The organism is Enterococcus gallinarum (genome assembly GCF_021496385.1).
GTDB lineage: Bacteria > Bacillota > Bacilli > Lactobacillales > Enterococcaceae > Enterococcus_D > Enterococcus_D gallinarum.
The window spans coordinates 2,484,180-2,508,466 of the sequence record NZ_CP050816.1 but is presented as its reverse complement, the minus strand read 5'-3'; the positions used below and the strand labels follow the sequence as shown (position 1 = coordinate 2,508,466).

At 40.9% G+C, this 24,287-nt stretch carries 19 protein-coding genes; 15 read left to right on the top strand and 4 right to left on the bottom strand.

Features of this window, described 5'->3' with window-relative positions:
* The first annotated feature begins 1 nt into the window (after position 1).
* The 6 genes from HED61_RS12375 to HED61_RS12350 all read left to right on the top strand — a co-directional run bounded on the left by HED61_RS12375 (position 2) and on the right by HED61_RS12350 (position 8,485).
* Positions 2–805, top strand: a complete 804-nt coding sequence (locus HED61_RS12375; RefSeq protein ID WP_219645005.1) for an ABC transporter permease — start codon at positions 2–4, stop codon at positions 803–805.
* A gap of 107 nt (positions 806–912) precedes the next feature.
* Positions 913–1,131: a YneF family protein gene (locus tag HED61_RS12370; RefSeq protein ID WP_029486708.1), complete on the top strand. Its 219-nt coding sequence runs from the start codon at positions 913–915 to the stop codon at positions 1,129–1,131.
* 529 nt (positions 1,132–1,660) lie between these two features.
* Entirely contained in the window at positions 1,661–3,412 is a 1,752-nt protein-coding gene (locus HED61_RS12365; RefSeq protein WP_081131609.1) for an ABC transporter ATP-binding protein, read from the top strand.
* Positions 3,412–5,193, top strand: a complete 1,782-nt coding sequence (locus HED61_RS12360; RefSeq protein ID WP_003126260.1) for an ABC transporter ATP-binding protein — start codon at positions 3,412–3,414, stop codon at positions 5,191–5,193. The genes HED61_RS12365 and HED61_RS12360 overlap by 1 nt, the downstream gene beginning before the upstream one ends.
* A 415-nt stretch (positions 5,194–5,608) precedes the next feature.
* A complete protein-coding gene (licT, locus tag HED61_RS12355) occupies positions 5,609–6,451 on the top strand; it encodes a BglG family transcription antiterminator LicT (RefSeq protein WP_003126263.1) in 843 nt (280 codons plus the stop codon).
* Positions 6,452–6,565: 114 nt separating this feature from the next.
* Positions 6,566–8,485 carry a beta-glucoside-specific PTS transporter subunit IIABC gene (locus HED61_RS12350; protein WP_003126264.1) on the top strand — a complete coding sequence of 640 codons (1,920 nt, stop codon included), beginning with the start codon at positions 6,566–6,568 and terminating at the stop codon, positions 8,483–8,485.
* A 75-nt stretch (positions 8,486–8,560) separates the two neighbouring features.
* Here HED61_RS12350 and HED61_RS12345 read toward each other — a convergent pair whose 3' ends face one another.
* Positions 8,561–9,481 carry a MurR/RpiR family transcriptional regulator gene (locus HED61_RS12345; protein WP_003126265.1) on the bottom strand — a complete coding sequence of 307 codons (921 nt, stop codon included), beginning with the start codon at positions 9,479–9,481 and terminating at the stop codon, positions 8,561–8,563.
* 260 nt (positions 9,482–9,741) lie between these two features.
* On the opposite strand from HED61_RS12345, the gene HED61_RS12340 reads away from it, so the two are divergent.
* The 3 genes from HED61_RS12340 (at position 9,742) to HED61_RS12330 (ending at position 14,116) form a co-directional block, all read left to right on the top strand.
* Positions 9,742–11,118, top strand: coding sequence for a 6-phospho-beta-glucosidase (locus HED61_RS12340; RefSeq protein WP_003126266.1), 1,377 nt, complete (start codon positions 9,742–9,744; stop codon positions 11,116–11,118).
* 33 nt (positions 11,119–11,151) lie between these two features.
* Entirely contained in the window at positions 11,152–12,585 is a 1,434-nt protein-coding gene (locus HED61_RS12335; RefSeq protein WP_060815317.1) for a 6-phospho-beta-glucosidase, read from the top strand.
* A 73-nt stretch (positions 12,586–12,658) separates the two neighbouring features.
* Positions 12,659–14,116, top strand: coding sequence for a family 1 glycosylhydrolase (locus HED61_RS12330; protein ID WP_219645006.1), 1,458 nt, complete (start codon positions 12,659–12,661; stop codon positions 14,114–14,116).
* A gap of 104 nt (positions 14,117–14,220) precedes the next feature.
* Here the strand turns inward: HED61_RS12330 and HED61_RS12325 are convergent, their stop codons facing one another.
* Both HED61_RS12325 and HED61_RS12320 read right to left on the bottom strand, forming a co-directional pair.
* Complete coding sequence (locus HED61_RS12325; RefSeq protein ID WP_103299715.1) at positions 14,221–14,694, bottom strand: glutathione peroxidase; 474 nt, start codon at positions 14,692–14,694, stop codon at positions 14,221–14,223.
* Between the two features lie 380 nt (positions 14,695–15,074).
* Entirely contained in the window at positions 15,075–16,460 is a 1,386-nt protein-coding gene (locus tag HED61_RS12320) for an MATE family efflux transporter (RefSeq protein WP_103299717.1), read from the bottom strand.
* Positions 16,461–16,646: 186 nt separating this feature from the next.
* Here HED61_RS12320 and trxB point away from each other — a divergent pair, with 186 nt between their 5' ends.
* The 6 genes from trxB (at position 16,647) to thrB (ending at position 23,257) form a co-directional block, all read left to right on the top strand.
* On the top strand, positions 16,647–17,579 hold the full coding sequence (gene trxB / locus HED61_RS12315; protein WP_003126271.1) for a thioredoxin-disulfide reductase: 933 nt from the start codon (positions 16,647–16,649) through the stop codon (positions 17,577–17,579).
* Between the two features lie 146 nt (positions 17,580–17,725).
* The gene (locus tag HED61_RS12310; RefSeq protein WP_005471201.1) at positions 17,726–19,453 is read left to right on the top strand and encodes a phospho-sugar mutase; all 1,728 of its coding nucleotides are present in this window, start codon (positions 17,726–17,728) and stop codon (positions 19,451–19,453) included.
* Between the two features lie 230 nt (positions 19,454–19,683).
* Positions 19,684–19,977, top strand: a complete 294-nt coding sequence (locus HED61_RS12305; protein WP_003126275.1) for an ArsR/SmtB family transcription factor — start codon at positions 19,684–19,686, stop codon at positions 19,975–19,977.
* A 116-nt stretch (positions 19,978–20,093) separates the two neighbouring features.
* Complete coding sequence (locus HED61_RS12300; RefSeq protein WP_219645007.1) at positions 20,094–21,329, top strand: homoserine dehydrogenase; 1,236 nt, start codon at positions 20,094–20,096, stop codon at positions 21,327–21,329.
* Between the two features lie 3 nt (positions 21,330–21,332).
* Positions 21,333–22,391 carry a threonine synthase gene (thrC, locus tag HED61_RS12295; protein ID WP_219645008.1) on the top strand — a complete coding sequence of 353 codons (1,059 nt, stop codon included), beginning with the start codon at positions 21,333–21,335 and terminating at the stop codon, positions 22,389–22,391.
* Positions 22,388–23,257 carry a homoserine kinase gene (gene thrB, locus HED61_RS12290; RefSeq protein WP_219645009.1) on the top strand — a complete coding sequence of 290 codons (870 nt, stop codon included), beginning with the start codon at positions 22,388–22,390 and terminating at the stop codon, positions 23,255–23,257. Before thrC ends, thrB begins: the two co-directional genes overlap by 4 nt.
* A 99-nt stretch (positions 23,258–23,356) precedes the next feature.
* Here the strand turns inward: thrB and HED61_RS12285 are convergent, their stop codons facing one another.
* On the bottom strand, positions 23,357–24,205 hold the full coding sequence (locus tag HED61_RS12285; RefSeq protein ID WP_003126279.1) for a pyruvate, water dikinase regulatory protein: 849 nt from the start codon (positions 24,203–24,205) through the stop codon (positions 23,357–23,359).
* Positions 24,206–24,287 lie beyond the last annotated feature (82 nt).

Below are 24,287 nucleotides of genomic sequence, written 5' to 3'. Positions count from 1 at the left end.
AATGAGGACACTAATAAAAAATGAATGGATCAAAGTCACGAAAAAAAAGTCCACATGGATCATGTTGGGACTTTTGGTGGTTTTAACATTCGGACTCACCTATGTGGTCCGCTTAGGCTCGCCTGATACTAAAGCCAACGATCTATTTATTTTTCTAAGCGACATGACGTCATTTTTGAATTTATTTGTTGTTATTGTGGCAGCTTCAGCGGTAGCAGAAGAATTTAGTCGAGGGACCATCAAGTTTTTGTTGATTCGGCCATTTTCAAGAAGTCAGATATTAGCCGCAAAAGCCATCAACACACTCTTATTTGCTTTGCTTGGCACACTGGTTTTATTTCTAATCAGTTTTCTTGCCAGCAATTTGTTTTTGGTAGCTGAATCTCCCTTCACATCAACGGATTATAATCAATTGCCTGCTATAGTTGTGGCTCTTGTCTATGCAGCAACGAATTTACTGTTGATTGTATTTTATATGACCATGACTCTGTTCATCTCTGCCGTCATTCGCTCTCAAAGTATGGCAGTGGGATTAGGAGTAGCTGTGTTGTTCGGGAGCAGCATCATCAACTCCATCATGCTTTTTGCGATAGAAAAATATCCTTGGTTGAAGTGGAATCCATTTAATTTTATGAATATCAAAGATACCGTTCCCACATTATTGCATCAAACGGATATGCAAAATGCAATAATTGATCCGGGTTTGAATTATTGGGAAATGACGGTTGGACTTTTGTTATACAGCTTATTGATCTACTTTTTGACAAACTGGTTGTTCAACAAACGAGATGTGGCATTAAGCTGATATATAGAGGGAAAGTTTTTGGAGAAATCCTGCTTTCTCTCTTTCTTTTTGTATTTTTTTCTAGTAAAATGATTCATTGAGAGTACAAGAGAAAGGAGAGATTTCAAATGGTTAGTTTAGGAATTGTAATCGTGATCGCTGTTATCGCGGTATTATTAGGCGCTGTCGGCGGCTTCTTTTTGGCGCGTAAATATATGCAAGATTATCTGAAGAAAAATCCTCCCGTTAATGAGGATATGTTGCGTTCGATGATGATGTCAATGGGCCAAAAGCCTTCTGAGAAGAAGATTCGGCAAATGATGCAACAAATGAAAAACCAAAAATAGGTTTTTTAGCACAAAAAGCGGGCTGATCCCATCAGCTCGCTTTTTGTTGCGAGTCACTGCGATTGACCGCGTCAGCGAGACATGCAAGTTCATCTTAGTGATTTTCCCTTAGAAGAACTGTAAGCGAAGCAGAGCGTAGATAAGCAGATGAGGAGGAATACCTCGTGTTGCGAGTCACTGCGATTGACCGCGTCAGCGACAAGTTCATCTTAATGCTTTTCGCTTAGAAGAACTGTAAGCGAAGCAGAGCGTAGATAAGCAGATGAGGAGGAATACCTCGTGTTGCGAGTCACTGCGATTGACCGCGTCAGCGAGGCATGCAAGTTCATCTTAGTGATTTTCCCTTAGAAGAACTGTAAGCGAAGCGTAGATGAGCAAATGAATTGTGCCTATCGTTGGGTAGGTAACAAAACGTGTTTCGCGAGGAATTGAAATGTAACTACATCGGAAGGTCAGTCATTGCTAAAATAGTCCGAAAATTTCGATGATTCAAATCATAGTCAACAGGAGTGAATAATAGGAGGGTGTTATGTCGATTTTTAGAAAGTTAGGTTGGTTTTTTAGACAAGAAAGGAAACATTATTATATAGGAGTAGCCGCATTGGTTTTGGTGGCTCTCGTTCAATTAGCGCCACCCAAAGTGATCGGAATCATTATTGATGAGATCGCAGAAAAAGAGATTTCGATAGAAACGATTTTATTTTGGATAGGTATTTTGCTTGCCGCTGCATTAGCACAATATATTTTTCGTTTTGTCTGGCGGATAAATATTTGGGGGAGTGCTGCACGCTTGGAAAAAAGCTTACGTCGTCAATTATTCGATCACTTCACCAAAATGGATCATCTTTTCTATCAAAAACATCGAACTGGAGATTTGATGGCCCATGCCACCAATGATTTGAACGCCATTCAAAACGTTGCTGGGGCGGGTATTTTAACTTTTGCGGATTCGTTTATCTCTGGAGGAGCAACGATCATCGCCATGATCCTTTTTATCGATTGGCGTCTGACCTTGATTGCGTTGATTCCTTTGCCATTTCTTGCGGTCATGGCTAGAGTGTTAGGCAGCAAACTACATGATGCTTTTCGTGATTCGCAAGAAGCTTTTTCAGCGATTAATGACAAAGCGCAAGAAAGTATTACTGGGATAAAAGTCATCAAAACGTTTGGGCAAGAGACAGAAGATATTCAAGATTTTCAAGCCAAAATTGATGATGCCATCATCAAGAACCGTAAAGTCAATTTTTTAGATGCACTTTTTGATCCTTTCATTACATTGATTATCGGTGTCTCATATGTCTTAACGATTATTGTGGGTGGTCGTTTTGTCATGTCAGGAGAGATATCGATTGGCCAATTGGTTTCATTTATTAGTTATATTGGTATGTTGGTTTGGCCTATGTTCGCCATTGGCCGTCTGTTCAATGTTTTAGAACGAGGGAATGCCAGCTATGATCGGGTATCTGAATTGCTGGGGGAAAGAACCCATATTGTTGAAAAAAAACACGCGATCCAAGAGCCGGCTCAAGGTAAAATTGAAGTGGCGTTAGACGCTTTTCGCTATCATGATGCCGAAGAAATCACGCTGCAACAAATAGCATTTACCTTACATGAAGGACAGACATTAGGAATCGTTGGCAAAACCGGTGCAGGTAAAACCTCCATTTTGAAGTTGCTGATGCGGGAATATGATCATTATGAGGGTGACATTCTTTTTGGCGGGCACAGCATCAAAGAATATACTTTGAATGCATTATTGGGCTCTATCGGGTATGTTCCCCAAGATCACTTTCTTTTTTCCATGTCGATTCGAGACAATATCCGTTTTGCGGTACCCCAAGCACCACAAGAAGCGGTTGAAGCGGCTGCTGATTTGGCGTCAATCAATGATGACATCAAAGCATTGCCAGAAGGATACGAAACAATGGTCGGTGAACGAGGGGTCTCATTATCTGGCGGGCAGAAACAGCGGTTGTCCATCGCACGGGCATTGATTGTTGATCCAGAATTACTGATCTTAGATGATGCCTTGTCAGCTGTCGATGCCAAAACAGAAGAAGATATTTTGCACAAATTGCGAGACTATCGAAAAGACAAAACAACGATTATTTCTGCGCATCGGCTAAGTAGTGTGAAGCATGCCGAAGAGATCTTAGTTATCGATGAAGGAAGAATCATCGAGCGAGGGACCCACGAAGCCCTGTTAGCTAAAAATGGCTGGTACAAAAAAATGTGGGACAAGCAACAACTGGAAGCCAAAATTGAAGGGAGTGAAGTATAATGGAACGTCAAGAATCTGAATGGTCAAAATCAATTCCATTTAAAGAGCAAAAATTGATCATCAAGCGGATGTTACAATTTGCAAAACCCTTCAAGAAGACATTTTTTGCAGCCATTTTCTTTGCTTTTCTCTTATCAATTGTCAACATTCTCCTGCCTAGAATTCTGCAGACATTCATGGATAACTATCTGACACAACAGTCAGCAACCAATCAAATCATCTATTTCTTTGCGGGTCTCTATTTCTTTGGGGTAGTCATCAAAGCAGTCATCTGGTTTTTTCAATGGTTTCTATACTCGATGGCTTCCTTGCAGACGTATCAATATGTGCGGACCAAGTTATTCGAGAAGCTGCATAGTTTAGGTATGCGGTATTTTGATCAGACTCCGGCAGGTTCGATTGTGTCGCGGGTCAGCAATGATACCGAAACATTGTATGAATTCTGGTATGTGTTTTTGATGGTTTTGACTGGTATTTTTGCAGTCCTATCTTCTTTTGCCGCCATGTTTCAGATCAACGTAAAAATTGCTTTATTGAATCTGATTTTCTTACCTATTTTGATGATCGTCATCTGGTATTATCAAAAATTCAGCTCCCGAATCTATCGTCAAATGCGAGAAAAATTAAGTCAATTGAATACGAAATTGAACGAGTCGATCTCGGGAATGCAGATTATCCAGCAGTTCCGACAAGAAGCACGTCTGAACCGAGAATTTGAGGAAACGAATGATGAATACCTCAAGACAAGGTATGCAATGATTCGTACTAATTCGTTGCTATTATCGCCGATCATCAATTTTCTCTATGCGATTGCAGTTGCGATGTCATTAACATTGTTTGGGTTTGATGCTTTGCATTCTCCGATTGAAGTGGGGTTGATTTATGCTTTTACCACCTATGTCCAAGGCTTCTTCAATCCTATGACACAGATGATGGATTTTCTCAGCGTCTTTACTGATGGCATGGTGGCTGGTAGCCGTATTCTTAAAATCATGGATAATGAAGAATTTACCCCACAACAACATCCAGATGCGAATCAAGTCATTGAACAAGGAAAGATTGAATTTCGTAATGTCAGTTTTTCTTATGATGGAGAAAATCATGTATTGAAGAATATTTCCTTTACTGCTTATCCAGGAGAAACCGTCGCTTTGGTGGGACACACTGGTAGCGGCAAAAGCTCGATCATTAATGTTTTAATGCGCTTTTACGAATTTGGTGAGGGACAAATTTTGATTGACGATCATGATATTCGCGATTTTACGATCGAAGAATTGCGAAAAAAAGTCGGATTGGTTTTACAAGATGCTTTCATGTTCTATGGAGATATTTCTGACAATATTCGTTTACTGAACCCAGAAATCAGCGAAGAACAAATCCGAGCAGCAGCGAAATTTGTGCAAGCAGATAAATTTATCGAAAAACTGGAGGGCACTTATCATGCCAAAGTGATTGAACGTGGCGCTAGCTACTCCAGCGGGCAACGACAGTTGATCTCATTTGCTAGAACGATGGTGACTGATCCTAAAATCCTCGTTTTAGATGAAGCTACTGCCAATATCGACACCGAAACAGAAGGATTGATCCAGGAAGGGTTGGCGAATATGCGACAAGGGAGAACTACGATTGCCATCGCCCACCGATTATCCACGATTCGGGATGCTGAATTGATTTTAGTTTTAGATAAAGGACGTATCGTCGAACGAGGAAACCATGATTCATTGTTAAAACAGCAAGGCCTTTATGCAGATATGTATAAATTACAGTCCAGTGACGTGTGATCAGTCGGAAATATTTTTTGCTGTTTCCTTCCAGTGGACACTAACTAATTACTAGAATTCCATGTATCCATTACTCCATCACTTTGTTGGTGTTGGCTTGGGAGCGGGTATGTGGGGTTCTTGTTTTTCATCGATTCATTTTATAAAAGGAATCGGGAGGAAGTAAAATAACGAATCCTTTTTTCGGTCAATGTATTGACAGCGTTTTCTCTGTTTGCTATCATAAGGATAAGTTAATCATTCGTATGGATAGTGATTGTTGAATAAACAAGCTAAACCTGATGAAAGTAAGGCTATTTGGTCTGCTCTCATTAGGTTTTTTTTCTGGAAAAAAGGAGTATGGATCAAAATTGATTTGAATGGCTATCTCGTATAAAAATAGGTTAGTACGTCAATAATCAAGTGGGGGTAAAACATGAAAATCAGTAAAGTGTTAAACAATAATGTCGTGATAACTACTGATGAAAAACAAAACGAAATTATTGTGATGGGAAGAGGGATCGCATTCAAGAAAAAAGTTGGTGACGATATCAGTGATCAAACGATCGATAAAGTATATCGTTTAGAAAATCGTACGATTGCTTCCCAATTTCAGGAATTATTGGCCGACTTGCCATTAGAATATTTGGAACTTTCGAACCAAGTAATCGAATATGCAAGAGAAGAGTTGTCCTCACCGATCAACGATTCGATCTATATTTCTTTACCTGATCATTTACATAGTGCAATCGAGCGTGCCAAAAAAGGGATCGTTGTCAAAAATGTTCTTCTCTGGGACATCAAGCGATTTTTTCCAGATGAATTCAAAATCGGAAAACGAACGATTGAAAAAATTAGTGAGCGCTATGGGATTGAGTTGCCGGAAGATGAAGCGGGTTTCATTGCACTGCATTTGGTAAACGCTCAAACAGAAAACAATGATCAAAGCAATCTTTATGAATTGACGAAAACAATGCAAGATATCATCAATATCGTCAAATACTATTTTAAAACAACTTTCGATGAAGAATCGGTTTATTTTTATCGTTTTACTACGCATTTGCGTTTTTTTGTTTCCCGCATGCAGAACCACTCTACCCATGCGGAAGAGACTGACGATGAGCTCCTTGAGATGGTAAAGATAAAATATCGCAACGCCTATCAATGTGTGCAAAAAATCAAATCATTTCTGGTAACGAATTATCGTTACGATATGTCCAATGATGAAAGTTTGTATTTAACGATTCATATTGCGCGATTGGTGCAAAAGAATCGCTAACCATAAAAGAAAGGAGGTCATCCCAGAATAAACTGGGGAATAGTAAAGCATTTTTTGGATAGTGACATTCAGTTGGCTAAACCTTCAATCAAACAAAAATTGGAGGAAACAAAAATGGGAAAATATCATGAATTAGCAGAAAAAATCGTGGCAAATGTAGGCGGAAAAGAAAATATCAATAGTTTGACCCACTGTATCACTCGGCTGCGGTTTAAATTGAAAGACGAAGGAATCGCGAACGATGACATCTTGAAAAATATGGATGGGGTCGTAACAGTGATGAAAAGTGGCGGTCAATACCAAGTAGTTATCGGTAATCATGTGCCAGATGTCTATGCAGAAGTAGTGGATGTTGCGGGGATCAGTGAAAACAGTGAAGAAGAAAGTTCCGGAGGGAATATTTTCAATCGTCTGATCGATATCCTCAGCGGTTGTTTCCAGCCTTTCTTAGGTGCGTTAGCAGCTGCCGGTATGATCAAAGGGTTTAATGCATTATTAGTCTTTTTGGGTACACAGGGTTGGTTCAACTATACAGCAGAATCAGGCACATATGTAATGTTGAATGCGATCGGTGATGCAATATTTATGTTTATGCCGGTTATTTTAGGTTATACTTCTGCAAAAAAATTCCGTTTGAATCCGATGGTCGGTATCGTTATTGGAGCCGCTCTATGCTACCCAACGATTCAAGGCACTGCGCTGCAAACAGCCTTTACCGCAGTTGCCGGAGAAGGAGCAGCAGCACCTTATAGCTTACTTGGACAATCTGCCTATCAAACTTTCTTAGGTATTCCATGGGTAGGGGCAACCTATACAAGTAGTGTCGTACCAGTCATTTTCATTATTGCATTTGCTGCACAGATTCAAAAACTTGCTAAAAAAGTGATTCCAAGTGTCGTGCAAACTTTCTTGGTACCATTTTTCGTCTTACTGATTGCTTTACCTGTTGGGTTCTTGATCATTGGTCCAATCATCAGCATGTTGACAGATCTCTTGAGTGCCGGATTCCAAGCGCTAATGGACTTCTCGCCAGCGGTTTATGGATTGATTCTAGGATTCTTCTGGCAAGTATTGGTTATCTTCGGCTTACACTGGTCGGTTGTGCCACTAGCGATCATGCAAGTTACGCAACAAGGATTCAGCCAAGTGTTGACAGGTTCCTTCGGAGCTAGCTTTGCTCAAACAGCAGTTGTCGTTGCCATGTATTTCAAATTAAGAGACAAAAAGATGAAAGCATTATGTCCGCCAGCGATCATTTCTGGTATCTTTGGTGTAACTGAACCAGCTATTTATGGGATCACTCTTCCTAAAAAGACTCCTTTCATATATTCTATGATCGGTGGTGCTGTCGGTGGACTGTTCTTAATGGTCAATGGTGTAACGGGCTACACGATGGGCGGACTTGGTATTTTCGGGATCTTTAACTTCATCACACCGGATGGAGATGCGAGTGGCATGTGGACTTCACTGATTGCTATCGCCATCTCTGCAGCGATTGGTTTTGGTTTGACGATGGCATTCTGGAAAGACAATACAGTAGTCGAAGAAATTGCTGAAGGCGAACCTACAATGTCTGTACGTAAAGAAATCATTAGTTCTCCTATCGAAGGAACGGTTGCACCTTTAAGCAGTGCCAAAGATGAAGCTTTTGCCCAAGGAATCTTAGGTAAAGGAATCTTGATCCATCCTACAAAAGGGGAAGTCGTTGCTCCATTTGATGGTACCGTTATGACATTGTTCCCAACGAAACACGCCATCGGGTTGATCTCAGATAACGGATTGGAATTGTTGATCCATATCGGTTTAGATACCGTTCAACTCAATGGGCAATACTTCGAAGCGCATGTCAAGCAAGGAGATAGAGTAACTCGAGGTCAAAAATTGATTACCTTTGACAAAGATGCGCTGATCAAAGCTGGTTTCAACATTGAGACCCCTGTTTTGGTAACAAATTCTGCTGATTACTTAGATATTATTGAATCAGATAAAAATGAAGTTGCTTGTTCAGATGATTTGATCACAGCTCTCGTTTAGCGAAAACTTTCTAAAAAGAGCTATTTATGCATAAAAGCGATCGGCCATGTGGGGCGATCGCTTTTTGTCAGCCGTTTAATTCGGAAACAGAGAGTCTTTGTATTGAAGATTTTTATCGTAGGTTGGTTCAGCGATAATCGTTGAGGAAGTAGGACGTTTGTCATAAGCCATGCCAATATCGATCAAATGCTGAAGATTTTTTTCATAATGTTCCGAAAAGACGATTCCATACAGCACATCCAGTAGGTAGCAAACGGACGTATTAATCGTGAAATTTGCGATCTTTGAGTAAAGCCTTTCTCGGGTTGTGATATTTAAGACACAATCACTTAATTTTGCCAATGCGTTCTCGCCAATACTAGTCATTCCAATAATTGAAACTTGACGTTCGGCAAGAATTTTACCGATTTCTTTGATCATCTTGTTTTCACCAGTATAAGAAATCAAGATGGCTGTCGTATCAGAAGTACAGTTGGATGCTTCATAAGCACTTTCGCCAAAAGTGTCACAAACATGGATGTTTTTTCCTAAACGCCGCATCTTCAAAACAAAGTCTTGAGAAATCAAGGTATTGGCATTACTTGCGAAAATCTTGATATGGCTGGCATTGAGTAGCGATTGTTTCGCTTTTTGCAGTTCATCGTGATGGATCAAGGAAAGCGTATCTTCAATCGTTGTTTGTTCGAGTTTCGCTAACTTTTTGGCGATCGTCATAATGCCGTCATGGGAGGAAAAGGGAAAGTTGGCATCAACATCTGTAAAATGACTGCTCATATAGGTTTGCTCTTCCAAAAAGGCTGTCTTTAAGTCGAGCCAACCGTTGAAGCCTAATTTTTTGGCGATCCGAATAAAAGTAGAAGGATGAACGTAGGTTTTTTCAGACAATTCCTTGATGGTTTGATCAGCCATCGCAGTTGGATTGGCTAATAAAAAATCGATCAAAGATCGTTCAGCAGGGGCCAACTTGATTTGGCGCATTTTTTCTTGTAATAACATGGTATCCACATTCCTTTTTACATTTTTATATAGTTGTTTGTAAATAAAATTATCGGAAATTTTTCTTTTTTGAGTATTTGAATAATTGTCGATATGAATATTATTCCTTATATCATTCGATTTGTAAATACTTTTTACAAATCACTCGCAAGATATCCCTAGATTTGCAAACGCTTTTTCTAAATAATAAATTTACATTGAATCTAATTATTTTATAAATGATAATAAGGGTGTAAATAAAATAGCAAAGGAGCAATACAATGACAAAAGGAATCAAAATCGCTACCATTGGTGGCGGCAGTAGTTATACTCCGGAGTTAATGGAAGGCTTTATCAAACGCTATGAAGAACTGCCAATTCGGGAAATTTGGTTAGTAGATATCGAAGCAGGAAAAGAAAAACTGGCAATCGTTGGAGCGATGGCACAGCGAATGTGGGATGCTTCTCCTTATGATGTGAAAATCCACATGACGCTGGATCGAGAAGAAGCCTTGAAAGATGCAGATTTTGTTACGACTCAATTTCGAGTAGGCTTGCTGAATGCCCGGATCAAAGATGAGCGTATTCCTGCCTATTATGGCATGATCGGTCAAGAAACCAACGGTCCTGGCGGGATGTTTAAAGCATTTCGGACAGTACCAATTATTCTGGAAATCGTAGAAGATATGAAACGCTTATGTCCAAATGCTTGGTTGATTAATTTTGCCAATCCAAGCGGCATGGTCACAGAAGCGGTTGTCCGTTATGGGAAATGGGATAGAGTGATTGGACTTTGCAATGTTCCTGTGATGGCGACCATGATCGAACCTGCATTGATCGGTAAAGAGCCGGATGAGTTAATCTACAAATTTGCTGGCTTAAACCATTTCCATTGGCATAAAGTCACTGACTCACACGGAAATGATGTGACGATGGATATTATTGATAAAATGTATCAGGAAGATAATGGTTTGCCGAAAAATATTTTTGATGTGCCGTTTTATCGTGAACAATTAGAACAAATGAGAATGATTCCTTGCGGTTATCATCGCTATTACTATCGTCAAGAAGAAATGTTGAAGCATGCACTGGAAGAATATCAGACTGTAGGAACGAGAGCGCAGCAAGTGAAGCAAACAGAGGCAGAACTTTTTGAACTTTATAAAGATCCAGAATTGGATCATAAACCAGAACAGCTGCAGCAACGTGGGGGAGCCTACTATTCAGATGCGGCTTGCGAAACGATTGCCTCGATTTATGCAAACAAAAATACCCAGATCGTGGTCTCAACCAAAAATGAGGGAGCTGTTCCTGACCTACCGGCTGATTGTGTTGTCGAAGTTACCGCGTATGTTGGGGGACAAGGTGCCCGCAATGTGGCTTTTGGCGAGCTGCCGACTGCAGAAAAAGGCTGGCTACAGGTAATGAAGGCTATGGAGCTTTTAACGATCGAAGCAGCGGTTACTGGTGATTACAATACCGCATTACAAGCTTTCACCATTAACCCATTGGTGCCATCAGGAGAAACAGCTAAACGCGTAATGGATGAATTATTTATTGCTCACAAAGCTTATCTACCAAACTTTAAATCAACGATTGAGCGTTTGGAAAAAGAAGGAATCGAAGTTCAAGACGAACTGGCAAAATCACTTAATTAATCAACAAAATATCAAGAAAGTAGGAATGAAATAATGGGATTTAGAAAAGACTTTTTATGGGGCGGCGCAACTGCTGCCAATCAGTGTGAAGGAGGTTACAACGAAGGTGGGCGAGGCCTAGCCAATGTCGATGTTGTACCGATCGGTAAAGATCGTTTTCCAGTGATCACAGGACAGATGAAAATGTTTGATTTTGATGAGGATCATTTTTATCCTGCCAAAGAAGCAATCGATATGTATCATCGTTACAAAGAAGATATTGCTTTATTTGGAGAAATGGGCTTTAAAACCTATCGTTTGTCCATTGCTTGGAGTCGTATTTTTCCAAAAGGGGACGAACAAGAACCAAATGAAGACGGCTTGAAATTCTATGAGGATCTCTTCAAAGAGTGTCATAAATATGGTATTGAACCACTGGTAACGATCACGCACTTTGATTGTCCAATGCATTTAGTAGAAAAATATGGTGCTTGGCGTTCACGAGAATTAGTAGGCTTTTATGAGAATTTATGCCGAGTTATTTTTAATCGTTACAAAGGATTGGTCAAATATTGGTTAACTTTCAACGAAATCAACATGATTCTTCACGCGCCATTTATGGGAGCTGGCCTCTATTTTGAAGAAGGCGACAACGTGGAGCAGGTCAAATACCAAGCGGCCCATCATGAATTACTGGCATCTGCGATTGCGACGAAAATCGCTCACGAAGTAGATCCGGAAAATAAAGTGGGCTGTATGCTGGCTGCAGGTGCCTACTATCCTTACACAAGTAAGCCTGAAGATGTTTGGGCATCAAGAAAATCAGATCGCGAAAACTATTTCTTCATTGATGTCCAGTCTCGGGGAGAATACCCACAATATGCATTGAAGGAAATGGCCCGTAACGGGATTGAGATCAAAATGGAAGAAGGCGACTTAGAGTTATTGAAGGCCCACACAGTTGATTTTATTTCATTCTCTTACTACTCTTCTCGGGTATCGACAACAGATGCTGAGCTATTGGAACAAACTTCTGGAAATATTTTTGCTTCAGTAAAAAATCCTTATTTGGAAGCAAGCGAATGGGGCTGGCAGATCGACCCGTTAGGTTTGCGGATTACTATGAATGACCTTTATGATCGTTACCAAAAACCATTATTCATTGTAGAGAACGGTTTGGGTGCTGTTGATACACCAGATGCTGATGGCTATGTGGAGGATGATTACCGAATTGATTATCTTGCAGCACATATACAAGCCATGAAAGACGCCGTTGAACAAGATGGGGTTGATCTATTAGGGTATACAACATGGGGATGTATCGATTTGGTCTCTGCGGGAACAGGTGAGATGAAAAAACGCTACGGTTTTATCTATGTTGATCGCGACAATGAAGGCAATGGTACGCTGAAACGGACGAAGAAAAAATCCTTCGACTGGTACAAACAAGTCATTGCTTCAAATGGCGAAGACTTAACAAACAAATAATCATGCTTGCGGCTTCTTCTTGGATGAATTCTAAGAAGAAAGCCGCTGATAGTCTTTACGATGGAGGGATAATATGGGGTTTCCAAAAAATTTTCTATGGGGTGGCGCAACAGCCGCGAACCAATATGAAGGCGGCTATCTTTCTGGCGGGAAAGGGTTAAGCACCCTCGATGCCATTACAGGAGGCAGTATGGATCAGCCGCGAATGATTACCTATAAAACAAAAGACGGCCAGATCGGGAAAGTTACTCGGGATACCGAATTACCTGAAGGTGCCGTTGGATACATCGATCCAGAGCAGTATTATCCTAGTCATGTGGCGACAGACTTTTACCATCATTATCAGGAAGATATTGTGTTGTTTGCAGAGATGGGCTTTAAGTGTTTTCGGATGTCTATTTCCTGGGCGCGGATTTGTCCAAAAGGAACCAGAGAGATCAACGAAGACGGCCTGGCTTTTTATGATGCAGTTTTCGATGAGCTGTTGAAGCATGGCATTGAGCCAGTGGTGACGATCAATCACTTTGATATTCCTATGTATTTAGCGGATGAATATGATGGTTGGTCGAATCGCAAAGTGATCGACTATTTCTTGTTTTTCTGCGAAACGATCTTCACTCGTTACCAAGATAAAGTGAAATATTGGATGACGTTTAACGAGATCAACTTTTTGAGAAGTTGGACACAAATTGGTATTCATAAAAATGATAAGCAGCATAAGTATCAAGCTGCTCATCACTTGTTTGTAGCAAGTGCTAAAGCAGTACAAATGGGACACCGAATCAACCCGGATTTCATGATTGGGATGATGGTGGCGTATATTCCAAGTTATCCGATGACAGCTAACCCAGAGGATGTTTTAGCTGCATTGCAATTCAATCGGGAACAAGAATTCTATATTGACGTTCAAGCAAAAGGCTATTATCCTGCCCACAAGGTAAAAGAGTTCGAACGTGAAGGGATCGAAATCAAAAAAGAAGCTGGAGATGACGCGGTCATTGCGAACGGAACGGTTGACTATATCGGTTTTAGCTATTATATGTCAACCGCTTCTTCAGCAAATCCTGAAACAGTCAAGTATGTTGGCGGCAACCAAATGCCTGCGGTGAAAAATCCTTATTTAGCCGAATCGGATTGGGGCTGGGCGGTCGATCCATTAGGGTTGCGGATCTCATTGTGTCAATTGTCTGATCGTTATCATCTTCCTTTATTTGTAGTAGAGAATGGATTCGGTGCCATAGACAAAGTGGAATCTGACGGCTCGATCAATGACGATTATCGAATTGATTATTTCAAAAAACACATTGCAGCCATGAAAGATGCGATAACTCTTGATGGCGTAGACTTGATTGGCTATACACCTTGGGGATGTATCGATCTTGTATCGGCAGGAACTGGTGAGATGAAAAAACGCTATGGCTTTATTTATGTGGACATGGATGATCACGGGAACGGAACATTGGCCCGGAAAAAGAAAAAATCATTTGATTGGTACAAAGAAGTGATTGCTTCAAATGGAGAACAACTTTAAAGAATAAGAAAACATCCCCGCATTCATGGCGCAAACAGCAGTGAGAGAGTATTCATTGCTGTTGCAAACCGATGAGTGAGTGGATGTTTTTTCTGGTTAGGTCATTAGCCAAGAACCTTTTCAATACTAGGGATCATTTTGGTTGGATTAGTCTGAGGGGCAAAACGTTCAACGACATGTCCCTCGCGATCAATTAAAAATTTAGTAAAATTCCATTTGATCGCTTTCCCCATCGTTCCTGGGGCTTCTTCCTCCAAGTATTGAAAAAGCGGATCAGCTTCTTTTCCGTTGATGACTGTCAATTGATGCATCGGAAAGTCAACACCATAGGTTGTGCGACAAGCTTCGGCAGCTTCACTAGCAGAATGAACTTCTTGTTTGAATTGGTTGGAAGGGAAGCCTAAGACCATCAATCCTTGGTCGCGATATCGTTGGAACAATTCTTCAAGTTCGTTGAATTGGGGGCTCAATCCGCATTTTGTCGCCGTGTTGACGACAATGATGGCTTGCCCCCGATAGCGTTCTAATGAATAGGTTTCACCGTTTTCCAAAGTGGCTTGAAACGCGTAAATTGACATTTTTTTGCTCCTTTCGATAGTTGACAGTATTTTCTAATTGTTGATTGTTCAGTAGTTCTAAACTTGTAATTAGTATAGTTCAATCTGGATGAAAAACCAAAAATAATTGATTTTCTTTCAGCAGTAAATAGACACAAGGCAGCAAAAAGAGGTTGGGATCAGAAGTGTTAAACTTCGATAAATAAGGAGGAATATATGGAAATTGCTTTTCAATTTTTTGGTATTTCGACTTATTTCCGAAGACATTGTTTCGGCTACCGCTGTTTAGACGTGTTTAGAGCGTGAAACAAAAGTATTTTTTACTTTTGTTTCACGCTCTTTTATTCGCTTTGTCATTCGATTGTCTAATTGGCAGAAAAGATGACCTTTTTAGCAAGTCATTAGATTTCTGAAGCGACTTCGCCTTCAATTTCTTTTCCATGGACTACCGATTTGGTTTTCCACACACCGGAATGCCAACGATAAATCATTAAAATACTCCGCAATGCTTCATCAATTGCGTAAGCGATCCAGACACCAATCAAGCCAAATTTAAAGACGATGGCCAAAGAGTACGAGAATGGTAAGCTGATGACCCAAAGAACGATCAAACTGCAGAATAATGGGAATTTAACATCCCCGCTGGCATTTAAAGAGCCCACTAGAATCATATTGACCGCACGTGCTGTCTCTAGGACGATTTCAACGAGAAATACGCCTTTAGCGATTGAGATTACTTCAGCATTGGTAGTAAAGATTCCCATAATCGGTTCGATAAAGAGATAAGTCAATAAACAAATTGTAACAGAAGCGATGATGCCAATAATCATTGTGCGCATGCCCCGTTTTTGTGCTCGCTCAAATTCTCCTGCGCCTACATGACGACCAATCATGATTTGATTTCCCTGACTTAACGCCGAGGCGATCAAATACACAAATTGAGTGATCGCTGTAACATAAGACTTAGCAATCAGCACGCTTGAACCTAATTGCGCAACGATCATCGTTACTACCACTTGTGCTCCTTGATAAGACAAAGATTCTCCTGAGGAAGGTAGGCCATAGGTTAAGACATTTTTCATTACATCCCATGATAAATACTTCAATCGGGCAGAAAGAACAGAAAAACCAACGTGTTTTTTCAGTAAAAATGCCGCAACAATCAAGCCAATCGTATTGCCGAAGACACTGGAGAAAGCTAGTCCTGTTACACCGAAATTAGGTAAGCCAAAAGGACTGTAAAGTACAAAGTAGTTACCAATAACAGCTAGGATACTGGCAAACATCGGTACAAGCAAAGCAGGTTTCGTAAAGCTGTGGCTACGCATGACCGCGATAATGACAGCTGTCAGCGAAGAAATAAACAAGCTTCCGCCATATACTTGCAGGTAGCCGCGACCCAAATCAACCAATGCTTCTTCTAATCCCATAAAATGCAGCAATTGATCAGAGCCAAAGATAAACATCAAGCTGATCAAAATACCTAAAAATAGAGAACCAAAAAGTGCTGTATTGATCACAGTAGGGATTTTATCTCGCTGCTTCGCACCAATTAGTTGAGCAATAATGATTTGCGTACCGACAGTGATGAAACCATAAATAAAGACGGTCAGATTCAGCAATTGATTTGCTGCGCTGACGGCAGCGACTGCTGGTTCAGAATAATGGGAAATCATCCATACATTGACATTCCCAATAATCACACGTAAAAATAGTTCAACAAAAATCGGCCAGCTAAGAAACAATAGTTCCCGATCAGATCTTTTCAAAAGTTTTTTCTTATTCAATTGTAAGGACTCCCCGTTTTCTATATAATAGATGTATCGTGAAAATTTTACAAAAAATGAAAAGAAAGTCAATGTAATTTTCAGAGAAAAAAACGGGAATATCTTATTATTTTTTGTAAGCAGAACATTCGACAGAAATTCTTTTTGAAAGTAAAGTATGGGTAGTCGAAAATGGAGGGAACAATTATGTATGATGTAATTATTATCGGCGCTGGACCTGCCGGCATGACAGCAGCGCTGTATGCGTCACGGTCAAATTTATCTGTTCTGATGATTGAGCGGGGAGCTCCTGGCGGTCAAATGAATAATACTGCTGAGGTTGAAAATTATCCTGGCTTCGATTCGATCTTAGGCCCAGAACTTGCTTTTAAAATGTATGAAAGTGCCATCCGCTTTGGCGTGGAGAATGCCTATGGCATCGTTCAAGGGATCACGGATCATGGAGAGTACAAAGAAGTCTGCACAGAAGACAAGAATTATCAAGGGAAAACTGTGATCATTGCAACAGGCTGTGTACATAGAAAATTAGGAGTCAAAGGCGAGGAAGAATTCGCTGGACGCGGAGTTTCATATTGTGCAGTTTGTGATGGCGCCTTTTTCCGCAACAAACGGTTGATCGTAGTTGGTGGTGGAGATTCTGCAGTCGAAGAAGCGATCTACTTAACACAATTTGCTTCAGAAGTAACGATTGTCCACCGTCGGGATGAGCTACGTGCGCAAAAGATCATCCAAGAACGAGCATTTGCCAATGAAAAGATCTCATTTATTTGGGATTCTGTCGTGGAAGAAATCAAAGGCAACGAGATGGTCGTAACTGGTGTTCAAGTGCGAAATGTCAAAACAAATGAAGTAACGGAAGAAGCGGCTGGTGGTGTCTTTATCTACGTTGGGCTAGATCCATTGACTGAACCATTCAGAGCTAGCGGACTCACGAATGAAACAGGTTGGATCCCAACCAATGAAATGATGGAAACAACTATGCCAGGCGTCTATGCGGTAGGGGATGTTCGAGAAAAAGGCTTACGACAAATCACTACAGCAGTCGGGGACGGCAGTATCGCTGGCCAACAAGTATTTGATTTTATAGAAACACAAAAAGACCAGCAACCAGTTAAATAATTATCGAACGCACTGTTATTTATAAAACGTTATTCGTTTTTGATAGCAGTGCGTTTGCATTTTCGTTTGGTTATTCTTTGAGAAAAACAGAAGTAGTGTTATACTAAAATTATAGTCATTTTAAAGTTAGAAGGAGTGGTTTTTGTATGGGATGGGAACAAATTTATGAGCAATGGAAAAATCATCAACAATTAGAAGCAGGGTTGAAGGATCAGTTAACAGAACTGGAGAAAGATCCAGAAATGTTGCAAGATGCTTTTTATATGCCGCTTGAATTTGGTACTGCTGGGATGCGAGGGATCTTAGGACCTGGGATCAACCGCATGAATATCTATACGGTCCGTCAAGCAACAGAGGGATTGGCGCGCTTCATGGATACACAAGATCCAGAAACCCGTCGCCGCGGTGTCGCAATCGCATATGATTCTCGTCATTTTTCACCAGAATTTGCGATGGAAGCAGCCAAGACATTAGCAAAACACGATATTCCTGCCTTTGTGTTTGAAAGCTTACGTCCAACCCCTGAATTATCTTTTGCGGTACGTTATTTGCATACGTTCACTGGAATCATGATTACAGCATCTCACAATCCGGCAGCTTATAATGGATACAAAGTATACGGCGAAGATGGTGGACAAATGCCTCCAGCAGATGCGGACGCCTTGACAGCTTTTGTTCGAGAAATTGAAAATCCATTAGAAATTCCAGTTTTATCAGAAGAAGAAGCAAAGCATAGTGGATTGATCACGATTATCGGCGAAGAGGTCGATACTGCGTATCTAAAAGAAGTCAAAACAGTGACAATCGATCAAAAATTAATCGAGACAACAGGGAAAAATCTTAAATTAGTTTACACACCATTACACGGAACAGGTCGGATGCTTGGTGAAAAAGCTTTGAAACAAGCAGGGTTTGAGCAATTTATTATTGAACCTTCACAAGCTGTTGCGGATCCAAACTTCAGTACAGTCAAGTCACCGAATCCAGAAGAACATTCTGCCTTTGAATATGCGATTGCTCTGGGAGAAAAAGAAGACGCAGACTTGTTGATTGCAACTGATCCGGATGCGGATCGCTTGGGTGCTGCAGTCCGGATGCCTGATGGAAACTATCAAGTATTGACAGGAAATCAATTAGGCGCATTGATGATCCGTTACATTCTAGAAGCCCACAAGAATGCCGGCACACTACCGGAAAATGCAGCAGTCCTAAAATCGATCGTTTCTAGTGAATTGCCAACAGCGATTGCCCAGTCTTACGACGTTGAAATGGTCAATGTATTGACTGGCTTCAAATTCATTGCCGAAAAAATCCAACAGTATGAAACAGATCATTCCCATACGTTCATGTTTGGTTTTGAAGAAAGTTACGGTTACTTGGTAAAACCTTTTGTGAGAGATAAAGATGCGATCCAAGCACTTGTCTTGTTGGCTGAAGTCGCTGCTTTTTATAAACAATCGGACAAAACACTTTATGATGGATTGCAAGATATCTTTGAGGAATATGGTTATTATGCCGAAAAAACGATTTCTGTTACGATGAGCGGTATGGAAGGTGCAGCCAAAATCACTGCATTGATGAAAACATTCCGAGAAAAAGCACCATCAGTTTTCGCGGGTATACCAGTCGTTCAAACAGAAGATTTCAAAGAATTGACAAGAGTTGGTTTAGATGGTCACATGCAAAAAATGACTACACCACCGTCAGATGTATTGAAATATACTCTTGAAGATGAGAGCTGGATTGCGGTTCGTCCTTCTGGAACTGAACCAAAAATCAAATTTTACATTGGTGTCAAAGGAAACTCTTCTGAAGATGCAGCAAATAAAATTGCTGAACTTGAAGCTGCCATTAATGAAATTACAGAAGTTTAAGCGATAAACAAGAGCTAGATCCTTTTCAAATACTTGGATGAGAAGCAGATAGATTATTTTGCTGATATTCAGTTCTTCTTGGAGAACATATTACAGGAAAATGTGCTGCTTCTTTTCCAGGTATTTGGGTGGATCATGCATATATTTTGACGCCTTGTTTTCAATGGGGCTTGACAAAGAATGCTTGAACCAGCTAGAATTTTATTCACCATCGAGAAAGGAAGACCAGCATGACTCAACCAGATCAAGAAGATATCCAAAAAGTCACTCAAATTTTTAAAATGCTTGGTGATCCTACACGTTTGAAGATATTGCTTTCTTTAGAAGAAGGAGAACGTAATGTAACTTCGATCGCAGAGCAAGTGATGATGGAACAATCTGCGGTCTCTCATCAATTGAAACTATTGAAAGATAATCGGATCGTAAAATCGGAACGACAAGGAAAGACAATTTTATATAGTTTAGATGACAAGCACGTAGTCGACATCTTACAAAAAACATTCGCTCATATCCATCACCGCTGAAACTAGGACGAGAATTTCTCGAAAGTCCTAGTTTTTTCTTATGCTTTTTGGTATGCTAGTAGAAAATTAAAAATGGATGAACGATTTTTTAATAACGTTTTCGGTAAGGAGGCTATATGAAAGAGCAATTAAATATAGGACTACTAGGAATGGGTGTCGTAGGCACTGGAGTCTGCCAACTATTAGCGGAACAAAGAGAGGCAATCGCAGCCCGAACTGGTGTCGAGATTTTTATTACGAAAGCATTGGCCTCTCCTTATGATGATAAAAGCGCAATTGCCCAAAAATACGGGTTTGAACTGACTAGTGATATTCAGGAAATCTATCAGGATGAGTCCATCGATGTCATTGTGGAATTGATTGGCAAGATCGATCCTGCGAAGGATTTTATTCTTGGTGCGTTAGCTCACAAGAAACATGTTGTAACCGCCAATAAAGATCTCTTGGCGACTCATGGCCCAGAACTGACTGCCGCTGCTAAAAAAGCCGGTGTTGCATTGTATTATGAAGCCAGCGTGGGAGGCGGGATTCCTATCTTGCGAACATTAAGCACGCATTATTTACCCGATACGATTACCTCGATTTCTGGCATCGTCAATGGTACGACGAATTATATGCTGACAAAAATGTTAACAGATAACTTAAGTTATGAGGAAGTTCTAGCTGAAGCACAGGCAAAAGGATTTGCAGAATCGGACCCGACCAATGATGTGGACGGTATTGATGCAGCTTATAAGATGGTCCTCTTGACAAAATTTGCATTTGGTATGACGATCGAGATGAAAGATGTTTCTATCGGCGGCATTCGTGGATTAGCAATTGAAGACATCATTTATGCCCAACAACTAGGGTATGAAGTGAAACTTATTGGTACGGCACAAAAGACACCAAAAAATCATGTCGCTGTTTCTGTTGGTCCAGTTCTTGTCCCTAAGCACCATCCGCTAGCCTCAATCAAATATGAGTTTAATGGCGTGTCTATCGAAAGTACGGGCATCGATCGTTCCATGCTTTACGGGCCTGGAGCGGGAGCTCGTCCTACTGCGACGAGTGTGCTGGCAGATGTGACGGAGATCGCTAAAAATAAATCTGCTGGGATCACTGAATCATTTCTAACCTTTGAACAGCCGACTCAGATTGCAGTAGCAGATGAGCTTCGTCAACGTTATTACATTGCGTTGACTGGACCATTAGCAGCGCAGCAACAGACATTGGACTGGATCGACCAAGAATCTATCTTGGAAAAGAAAGCATTTTTGACGAAGCCATTGAGTCCCTCGGAATTAACAGCAGCATTATCGATTTTTGAAGATGGTCGAATTAGCCAAATCATGAAAGTAATGGAGGAGTAGCAGATGTATGAAGGACTATTAAAGCACTATAAAGAGTATTTACCGGTGACAGAAAAAACACCGCTAATCTCATTAGCAGAAGGAAACACACCGCTGATTCCATTGAATAACTTATCAAAAGAATTGGGTATCACATTATATGGGAAATACGAAGGACTAAATCCTACTGGATCTTTCAAAGATCGGGGAATGGTGATGGCAGTAGCCAAAGCGGTGGAAGAAGGCGCAAAAGCAATCGTTTGTGCTTCTACTGGTAATACCAGTGCTGCAGCAGCAGCGTATGCGACACGAGCAGGAATCAAAGCCTATGTGGTGATTCCAGATGGTAAGATCGCAATGGGCAAGTTGGCACAGGCAATCGTTTATGGCGCGGATATTATTTCTATTCCCGGGAATTTCGATGAAGCACTAAAAGCAGTTAGAGAAATTGCCAAAACAGAAGCTGTGGCCCTCGTGAATTCAGTCAATCCTTACCGTTTGGAAGGACAAAAAACCGCTGCCTTCGAAATTTGCCAGCAGTTGGAGAAAGCGCCAGATGTACTAGCAATTCCAGTAGGAAATGCTGGAAACATCTCTGCTTATTGGAAAGGATTCAAAGAATGGCATGACAAACAAGGGACTTCACTACCAAGAATGCATGGATTTGAGGCAGAAGGTGCCGCAGCAATCGTAAAAGGCGCGGTAATTGAAGAGCCAGAAACAATCGCAACAGCGATTCGGATCGGCAATCCAGCAAGTTGGAAGCTAGCAGAAGCCGCTCGTGATGAATCAAAAGGGTTTATCGATGCTGTAAACGACGAAGAGATCTTGAATGCTTACCGAAAGGTAGCTGCACAAGACGGTGTCTTTATTGAACCAGGATCGGCTGCTTCACTAGCAGGCGTGATTCAGCACGTGAAAAACGGGAAAATTCGTCCTGGTGAAACCGTAGTGGCAGTCTTTACTGGAAACGGCTTGAAAGATCCTGATACAGCTATTCAGGCTACCGAAGTAGCGATCCATAAGATGAGTGATCTAGAAGAAATGCGGCAACACCTGCGTAAAGGAGTGTCTCAACTATGAAGATTCGCGTTCCTGCAACCAGTGCAAATTTAGGACCTGGTTTTGATTCTTGCGGGATTGCTCTCTCAAAATATCTATTCATTGAAATTATGGAAGAAAGTGACCGATGGGAGATCTTACATGAACTTGGCAGTGAAATCCCTAATGATGAAAGTAATCTGCTGTTACGTGTCGCGCTGAAGCTTGCACCTACACTTACACCGCGTAAAATCCGCATGTACTCAGATATACCTTTAGCACGGGGATTAGGCAGCAGTTCATCGGTTATCGTGGCTGGAATCGAATTAGCCAATCGTTTAGGACGCCTGAACTTAAGTGATGCACAGAAAGTTGATATTGCAACGGCCATTGAAGGCCACCCCGACAATGTGGCACCGGCAATTTATGGCGATTTTCTGATTACGGCCTTTGATCATGAACATAAACAAACTTATGTTGTTAAACATCATTTTCCGGAATGCGATATTGTTGCTTATATTCCGCAAGAACAATTGTTGACAGAAGCTAGTCGGAATGTCCTCCCTAAAACACTGGACTTTTCAACTGCTGTTGAAGCCAGTGCAATCGCCAATGTGATGATCGCAGCAGTGATCAAAGGGAATCTACCTTTAGCAGGTAAAATGATGCAGGCGGATCGTTTTCATGAGAACTATCGTGAAAAATTAATTCCGCATTTATCCACGATCCGCCAAATTTGTGAAGAAGAAGGCGGCTATGGCTGCTTCCTGAGTGGGGCTGGACCAACTGTCTTAGCGATTGTCCCACCCGAAAAGGCAGATAAGATCTGCCGCCTTCTCCATGCGCTTGAAACCAATGCAGCAATCGAACAGCTGCAGATCGATCGCGAAGGCGTCCAAGTCTTTTAGATTTTTCTGATTTGACACAAGCAAAGATCCCCAGAGTAATGGTACAGTCTAGCTGACCATTACTCTGGGGATCTTTTTGTCTAAAATGTATGTGGCTGGTTATTCTTCTGTTTCTGACGTGTAGTAACTATGGTCTTCCAAATTCAATGCATTCAAAATCATGGAAGCTGTCTCTTCAATTGAAAGAGAGGCAACATTAATGACGATGCAGCCTAATTTTTGATAAAGATCATTGGCAAACTCTAATTCAGCCCGGATTTTTTCAATATCTGAATACGCCGTGTCTGGATTCAATCCGTAAGAACGCATCCGTTCTTTGCGTATGCTGTTTAAAACGTCGGGATCATTCGTTAACCCAACGATTTTGCTCGGTTCGATTTCCCACAACTGCTTAGGAATATGTGCTTGGGGCACAAGAGGCAAATTCGCCACCTTTAAGTTTTTGTTGGCTAAGAAAAGACTTAGCGGTGTTTTTGATGTTCGGGAAACACCTAACAAAACGACATCGGCTTCGAGAAAACCTCGTGGGTCTTTTCCATCATCGTATTTAACAGCGAATTCCATTGCTTTGATACGTTTGAAATAATTTTTGTTTAAATGATGCAATGCGCCGGGTTCTCGCGATGGAGCGACACCTGTGCGTTTTTCTACCTCGGTGACAGGAGGAGTCAATACATCAAAATGATATAGGTCGGCTTCTTCACAAAAGTGATTGGTTAGCGAGACTAGCTCATCGTTAATGAGTGTGTGCAAAATAATGGCATCGTGTTTTTTGGCATCAGTCAACGCCTGGATCAAGTGTTCTTTGGTGTGAATAAAGGTACGCCGAAATAAGTTGAATTCAACACTTGGGTACTGTGCCATCGTTGCTTGAGCTAATTTGGAGGCCGTTTCTCCTGCTGAATCGGACAAGACAAAAATCGTGACAATCGTTTCTTGTGGGTTCATAGTAAAATCCTCTCTTGCATTTTTGATAATTTCATTATACCATACTTACGATCGCTAAAAATCGGAATGATTTTGATTTACT

What these genes read in the sequence shown, in the direction of transcription:
- HED61_RS12375 (WP_219645005.1), top strand. Translation starts at nt 2, where the DNA reads ATGAGGACACTAATAAAAAATGAATGGATCAAAGTCACGAAAAAAAAG.
- HED61_RS12370 (WP_029486708.1), top strand. Translation starts at nt 913, where the DNA reads ATGGTTAGTTTAGGAATTGTAATCGTGATCGCTGTTATCGCGGTATTA.
- HED61_RS12365 (WP_081131609.1), top strand. Translation starts at nt 1,661, where the DNA reads ATGTCGATTTTTAGAAAGTTAGGTTGGTTTTTTAGACAAGAAAGGAAA.
- HED61_RS12360 (WP_003126260.1), top strand. Translation starts at nt 3,412, where the DNA reads ATGGAACGTCAAGAATCTGAATGGTCAAAATCAATTCCATTTAAAGAG.
- licT (WP_003126263.1), top strand. Translation starts at nt 5,609, where the DNA reads ATGAAAATCAGTAAAGTGTTAAACAATAATGTCGTGATAACTACTGAT.
- HED61_RS12350 (WP_003126264.1), top strand. Translation starts at nt 6,566, where the DNA reads ATGGGAAAATATCATGAATTAGCAGAAAAAATCGTGGCAAATGTAGGC.
- HED61_RS12345 (WP_003126265.1), bottom strand. Translation starts at nt 9,481, where the DNA reads ATGTTATTACAAGAAAAAATGCGCCAAATCAAGTTGGCCCCTGCTGAA.
- HED61_RS12340 (WP_003126266.1), top strand. Translation starts at nt 9,742, where the DNA reads ATGACAAAAGGAATCAAAATCGCTACCATTGGTGGCGGCAGTAGTTAT.
- HED61_RS12335 (WP_060815317.1), top strand. Translation starts at nt 11,152, where the DNA reads ATGGGATTTAGAAAAGACTTTTTATGGGGCGGCGCAACTGCTGCCAAT.
- HED61_RS12330 (WP_219645006.1), top strand. Translation starts at nt 12,659, where the DNA reads ATGGGGTTTCCAAAAAATTTTCTATGGGGTGGCGCAACAGCCGCGAAC.
- HED61_RS12325 (WP_103299715.1), bottom strand. Translation starts at nt 14,694, where the DNA reads ATGTCAATTTACGCGTTTCAAGCCACTTTGGAAAACGGTGAAACCTAT.
- trxB (WP_003126271.1), top strand. Translation starts at nt 16,647, where the DNA reads ATGTATGATGTAATTATTATCGGCGCTGGACCTGCCGGCATGACAGCA.
- HED61_RS12310 (WP_005471201.1), top strand. Translation starts at nt 17,726, where the DNA reads ATGGGATGGGAACAAATTTATGAGCAATGGAAAAATCATCAACAATTA.
- HED61_RS12305 (WP_003126275.1), top strand. Translation starts at nt 19,684, where the DNA reads ATGACTCAACCAGATCAAGAAGATATCCAAAAAGTCACTCAAATTTTT.
- HED61_RS12300 (WP_219645007.1), top strand. Translation starts at nt 20,094, where the DNA reads ATGAAAGAGCAATTAAATATAGGACTACTAGGAATGGGTGTCGTAGGC.
- thrC (WP_219645008.1), top strand. Translation starts at nt 21,333, where the DNA reads ATGTATGAAGGACTATTAAAGCACTATAAAGAGTATTTACCGGTGACA.
- thrB (WP_219645009.1), top strand. Translation starts at nt 22,388, where the DNA reads ATGAAGATTCGCGTTCCTGCAACCAGTGCAAATTTAGGACCTGGTTTT.
- HED61_RS12285 (WP_003126279.1), bottom strand. Translation starts at nt 24,205, where the DNA reads ATGAACCCACAAGAAACGATTGTCACGATTTTTGTCTTGTCCGATTCA.